6 protein-coding genes are annotated in these 5,314 nt (G+C 68.9%); 3 read left to right on the top strand and 3 right to left on the bottom strand.

The window, feature by feature from the left end:
• The 3 genes from sufB to ACOJSF_RS07125 all read right to left on the bottom strand — a co-directional run.
• Positions 1-1,323 (bottom strand): Fe-S cluster assembly protein SufB (gene sufB, locus ACOJSF_RS07135; protein ID WP_420141523.1); only part of this gene is annotated, 1,323 nt, incomplete at its 3' end.
• Positions 1,320-1,769, bottom strand: a complete 450-nt coding sequence (locus ACOJSF_RS07130) for an SUF system Fe-S cluster assembly regulator (protein ID WP_420141522.1) — start codon at positions 1,767-1,769, stop codon at positions 1,320-1,322. The genes sufB and ACOJSF_RS07130, both read right to left, overlap by 4 nt.
• Before the next feature lie 54 nt (positions 1,770-1,823).
• On the bottom strand, positions 1,824-2,174 hold the full coding sequence (locus ACOJSF_RS07125; RefSeq protein WP_420141521.1) for a YbaN family protein: 351 nt from the start codon (positions 2,172-2,174) through the stop codon (positions 1,824-1,826).
• A gap of 275 nt (positions 2,175-2,449) precedes the next feature.
• On the opposite strand from ACOJSF_RS07125, the gene ACOJSF_RS07120 reads away from it, so the two are divergent.
• The 3 genes from ACOJSF_RS07120 to ggt all read left to right on the top strand — a co-directional run.
• Entirely contained in the window at positions 2,450-3,484 is a 1,035-nt protein-coding gene (locus tag ACOJSF_RS07120; protein ID WP_420141520.1) for a quinone-dependent dihydroorotate dehydrogenase, read from the top strand.
• 34 nt (positions 3,485-3,518) lie between these two features.
• Positions 3,519-3,731, top strand: a complete 213-nt coding sequence (locus ACOJSF_RS07115; RefSeq protein WP_420141519.1) for a hypothetical protein — start codon at positions 3,519-3,521, stop codon at positions 3,729-3,731.
• A 52-nt stretch (positions 3,732-3,783) separates the two neighbouring features.
• Positions 3,784-5,314, top strand: a 1,531-nt coding sequence (gene ggt / locus ACOJSF_RS07110) for a gamma-glutamyltransferase (RefSeq protein WP_420141518.1), incomplete at its 3' end; no start/stop codon positions are given.

Here is a 5,314-nt window from a genome sequence, read left to right as displayed (position 1 = left end):
GAACAGCTGGTCGTCGCTGATCTTGCTGGTGGTCGCCTCATGCTCGATCTGCGCGCTCGGGTTGCGCACCTCGATATAGGGCACGGTGTGCGCGCCGCAGTCGCTGCCCAGGAGCAGGCTGTCGCACTGGGTGAAGTTGCGGACATTCTCCGCCGTCGGGCCGACGCGGACGAGGCCGCGATAGGTGTTGTCCGAACGGCCCGCGCTGATCCCCTTCGACACGATGGTCGATCGGCTGCCGCGGCCGAGGTGGATCATCTTCGTGCCGGTATCGGCCTGCTGGTGGTTATTGGTGACCGCGACCGAATAGAATTCGCCGACGCTGTCCTCGCCCGCGAGCACGCAGGAGGGATATTTCCACGTAATCGCGCTGCCGGTTTCGACCTGCGTCCACGACACCTTGGACCTTTTGCCCTGGCACAGAGCGCGCTTGGTCACGAAATTGTAGATGCCGCCGCGCCCCTGCGCGTCGCCCGGATACCAGTTCTGGACGGTCGAATATTTGATCTCGGCATCGTCGAGCGCGACCAGCTCGACTACGGCGGCGTGGAGCTGGTTCTCGTCGCGCATCGGCGCGGTGCAGCCTTCGAGATAGGAGACGTAGGCGCCCTTGTCGGCGACGATCAAAGTCCGTTCGAACTGGCCGGTATTGGCGGCGTTGATCCGGAAATAGGTCGACAGCTCCATCGGGCAGCGCACGCCTTCGGGCACGTAGACGAAGGTGCCGTCGGAGAAGACCGCCGCATTCAACGCCGCGAAGTAATTGTCGTGGATCGGCACCACCTTGCCGAGCCATTTGCGGACGAGATCGGGAAATTCCTTCAACGCCTCGCTGATCGAGCGGAAGATCACGCCCGCGCGTTCGAGCTCCGCGCGGAAGGTGGTCGCGACCGACACGCTGTCGAACACCGCGTCCACCGCCACCTTGCGGCCGCCCTCTACGCCCGCGAGCACCTTTTGCTCCTCGATCGGGATGCCGAGCTTCTCGTAGACGCGCAGGATTTCGGGATCGACCTCGTCGAGCGAGCCGAGCTTGGGCTTTTCCTTGGGCGCCGCATAATAATAAGCGTCCTGATAATCGATCGGCGGGATGTCGAGCTTGGCCCAATCCGGGCTCTCCATCGTCAGCCAGTGGCGATAGGCCTTCAGCCGATAATCGAGCATCCACTCCGGCTCGCCCTTCTTGGCCGAGATGAAGCGGACGATATCCTCGTTCAGGCCCTTGGGCGCGAACTCCTGCTCGATGTCGCTGGTGAAGCCCCATTCATAGGCCTTCTCGACCGCGGCATGCGCCTCGGCATTCTTCACGGGCGCGTCGGTCATGCCGGGACTCCCTCGGGCTGCGGCGCAGATTGTTGCGGCGCGGCCGGAGACGCGGCGAGACTGGCGAGGCTCACGCCCGCAAGCGCGCCGCGCATCGCGTCGTTGACGACGCCCCAATGCGGCCGGACCTGGCATTGATGATCGAGCCCGCAATCATGCCGTCCCGCCTCGACGCAGGCGGTCAGCGCGATCGGCCCCTCCACCGCCTCGACGATGTCGGCCAGGCTGATCTCGCTCGGAACGCGCGACAGGCGGAAACCGCCGCCGGCCCCGCGCGAGGAGACGAGCAGCCCCGCCGTCGCCAGCCGGCCGACCAGCTTCTGCGCGGTGGGCAACGGGATGCCGGTGCGTTCGGCGAGGCAGGTGGCGTTGAGGCGCGCGTCGGCATCGCGCGCGGCGGCGGCGAGCATTACGACGGCATAATCGGCGAGGTTGGACAGGCGCATGTTTAATCAGACTGATTCATTCCGAATTGCAGATGGTGGCTGCGGCGGCGTGGGTCAAGCCGTCGGGCGCGTCGCGATCCAGCTTCCGCAGACCAGAGCGATGCCGAGCGGCACATATTGCCAATGCCCGTCGAGCGCCAGCAGCCCGATCGCCGCGCTGCCGCCAAGGCCGAGCAGCCCCATCGCCTTGCCCCGCCGGCTGATCGCGCCGCGCTCGCGCCAGGCGCGGACGTGCGGGCCGAAGCGCGGATCGGCCAGCAGCCGCGCCTCCCATTCGGGATTGCTCTTGGCGAAGAAGAAAGCGGCGAGCAGCATGAACGGCACGGTCGGCATGATCGGCAGGAAGATCCCGATCACGCCCAGCGCGACCGCGATCATCCCGGCAATACGATAGACGGTGCGCATTCGCGCGCCCTGCGCCTGCCGGCGGCGGGGTGCAAGCGGGGGCGCGGCGCAGTTAGCGGCGTCTTCCCTCCGTTCGTGCTGAGCGAAGTCGAAGCACGGGTGGATCGCGAAGGCGGTGATCGCGGCCCACCCTTCGACTTCGCTCGGGCGAACGGGGTAGAAATGATTGCGCCCAGCGCAACGGCGCGATGACAAGTTCAAGCACGAGAGATTCCACCGAAGGTGAATGTCACCATAATGGTGACGCACGGCTCCCGGCCCGGCATAGCCGCGCCATGCGCCTCTTTCCCCTCGTCCGCCCGCTCCTCTTCTCGCTGGAGGCCGAGCGCGCGCATCGCCTGACGATCGACCTGCTCACGCATATGCCGGGGCGGCCGGCGCGGCACGATCCCGCGCTGGGCGTGACCGTGGCGGGCCTCGATTTCCCCTCGCCGGTCGGGCTGGCGGCGGGGGTCGACAAGGATGCGGAGGCGCCCGACGCCTTCCTCGCGCTCGGCTTCGGCTTCGTCGAGGTGGGCACGCTCACGCCGCTGCCGCAGGCGGGCAATCCGCGTCCGCGCCTGTTCCGCCTGCCCGAGGACCGCGCGGTCATCAACCGCATGGGGTTCAACAATGGCGGGCAGGAGGCGGCGCGCGCGCGCCTTGCACACCGCGCGGGGCGGCCCGGCATCGTCGGGGTGAATGTCGGCGCGAACAAGGACGCGGCCGACCGTATCGCCGATTATGCGGCGGGGGTGCGCGCGATGGCGCCGGTCGCCTCCTACCTCACGATCAACATCTCCTCGCCCAATACGCCGGGCCTGCGCACGCTGCAGGAGGCGGCGGCGCTCGACGAGCTGCTGGCGGGCGCGATCGAGGCGCGGGGCGCGGACGGCCCGCCGATCTTCCTCAAGGTCGCGCCCGATCTGGCGACGGCGGATGTCGACGCGATCGCGCGCGTGGCGCTCGACCGGCGGATCGACGCGCTGATCGTGTCCAACACGACAATTTCCCGTCCCCCGCTGCGCAGCGCCGCGCGGGACGAGGCGGGCGGGCTGTCGGGCGCGCCCTTGCGCGACCTCGCGCTCGAACGGCTGCGCGACTTCCGCCGCGCGACGGGCGGTGCCCTGCCACTGGTCGCGGCGGGGGGGATCGCGAGCGGGGCGGACGCCTATGCGCGGATCAAGGCGGGGGCGAGCCTGGTCCAGCTTTATACCGCGCTGATTTTCCATGGTCCGGGTCTTGCGCGCCGGATCGAAAAAGACATGATGGCGTTAACCAAGACTGAGGGCCACCAGAGTATCCGTACGGCCATCGGTTCGGATCGATGACCGTCCACCACAGGACGGCATCTGGAGAGATGCTATGGAGAATCGCCTTCTTGCCCTGTCGGCCGTGTTCGGGATGTTCCTGTTCTTCGGCATCAACTATCTGGCCGGCGTCGCGCTGAGCCTGCTCGTGGCCGACACGACGCGTGGCGCGCTGGTTTTGGGCCTGTCGCTGCCGATCGCCAGCCTGCTCTGTTTCGCCCTGCTGTGGATGCAGGTGGCGCGCGCCCGTCCGGGCAACCACGCCTGATTGTTTCCGCCCGGCGCTTGCCGGGCGCGAGCGGGGGTCTATCGTGGCGGGGATGATCCGCCGCTTCCTGTCTGCCCTGCTGCTCGCCAGCCTTTCCTGTCAGTCCCTTGCCGCACGCGCCGCGCCGGCCGCCGGCGCAGTCAGCGCCGCCGATCCGCGCGCCGCCGCCGCCGGGGTGGAGATATTGAAGGCGGGCGGCAGCGCCACCGATGCCGCGATCGCGATGATGCTCGCGCTCAACGTGGTCGAACCGCAGAGTTCGGGGATCGGCGGGGGCGGCTTCCTGGTCCATCACGACGCGCGCACCCGCGCCGTTACCAGCTTCGACGGGCGCGAGGCCGCGCCCGCCGCCGCCGACCCGCGCTGGTTCTACGATGCGGCGGGCCAGCCGCTCAGCCGGCGCGCGGCGATCCCCGGCGGGCGGAGCGTGGGCGTGCCCGGCAATCTGCGGATGATGGCGCTCGCGCATGCGCGCCACGGCCGTCTGCGCTGGGCGCGGCTGTTCCAACCCGCCATCCGCCTGGCGCGTAACGGGTTTGCGATCACGCCGCGCCTCAATCAGTCGCTGCGCAATTATGGCGGGCATGTCGACGGCTGGGCGCGCGCGCATTTCTACGCCGCCGACGGGACGCCCAAGACGGTTGGCACGATCCTGCGCAATCCCGCGCAGGCGGCCCTGTTCGCACGGATCGCCAGGCTCGGGCCCGACAGCTTCTATGTCGGCCCGATCGCTCAGGCGCTGGTCACGACGGTCAACCAGGCGGCGCGCAACCCGTCGCGGATGAGCGAGGGCGACCTAGCCAGCTACGACGCGCGCGAGCGTCCGCCGGTCTGCGCGACCTATCGCGTGTATCGCCTGTGCGGGATGGGGCCGCCGTCCTCGGGCGGGATCGCGGTGCTGATGATCCTGAAGCAGCTCGAACGGTTCGATCTGGCCGCGCTCGGCCGGGATTCGCCCGTCGCGTGGCATCTGATCGCGGAGAGCGAGCGCCTCGCTTACGCCGATCGCGACGCCTATGTCGCCGATCCCGAACATGTGCGGGTGCCGCTCGCGGGGCTGATCGCGCCCGATTATATCGCCGCGCGCTCGGCGCTGATCGCGCCCGACCGGACGATGGCCAGCATCGCGCCCGGCGCGCCCGCCGGCGCGCCGCCGCGGGTGCGCGCGCCGGTCAGCGAGCCCGCCGGCACCTCGTCGATGACTGCCGCCGATGCCCGCGGCAACGTGGCGGAGGTGACGTCGACCATCGAAAGCCCGTTCGGATCGGGGCTGACGCTCGACGGCATCTTCCTCAACAACGAACTGACCGATTTCGACATCGTGCCCGAACGCGACGGCGCGCTCGTCGCCAACCGGGTCGAAGGCGGCAAGCGGCCGCGCAGCTCGATGTCGCCGACCATCGTCTACGGGCCCGACGGGCAGGTGCGGATCGCGATCGGCGCGGCGGGCGGATCGACCATCATCGCGCAGGTGGCGAAGGCGATCATCGGCGTCGTGGACTGGAAGATGAGCGCACAGGACGCGATTTCTTTGGGACTGATCTATGCCCCCAGCCGCACCGCGATCGTCGAACAGGGAACCG

The sequence above is a fragment of the Sphingomonas sp. genome (genome assembly GCF_048594985.1).
Lineage (GTDB): Bacteria > Pseudomonadota > Alphaproteobacteria > Sphingomonadales > Sphingomonadaceae > Sphingomonas_I.
Note: the sequence above shows the minus strand (reverse complement) of the source record. Positions and strands in the feature narration are given on the sequence as shown.

Bases quoted from the DNA above. Each gene is read 5' to 3' on its own strand.
- ACOJSF_RS07130 (WP_420141522.1), bottom strand. From the start codon at position 1,769: ATGCGCCTGTCCAACCTCGCCGATTATGCCGTCGTAATGCTCGCCGCC.
- ACOJSF_RS07115 (WP_420141519.1), top strand. From the start codon at position 3,519: ATGGAGAATCGCCTTCTTGCCCTGTCGGCCGTGTTCGGGATGTTCCTG.
- ACOJSF_RS07125 (WP_420141521.1), bottom strand. From the start codon at position 2,174: ATGCGCACCGTCTATCGTATTGCCGGGATGATCGCGGTCGCGCTGGGC.
- ACOJSF_RS07120 (WP_420141520.1), top strand. From the start codon at position 2,450: ATGCGCCTCTTTCCCCTCGTCCGCCCGCTCCTCTTCTCGCTGGAGGCC.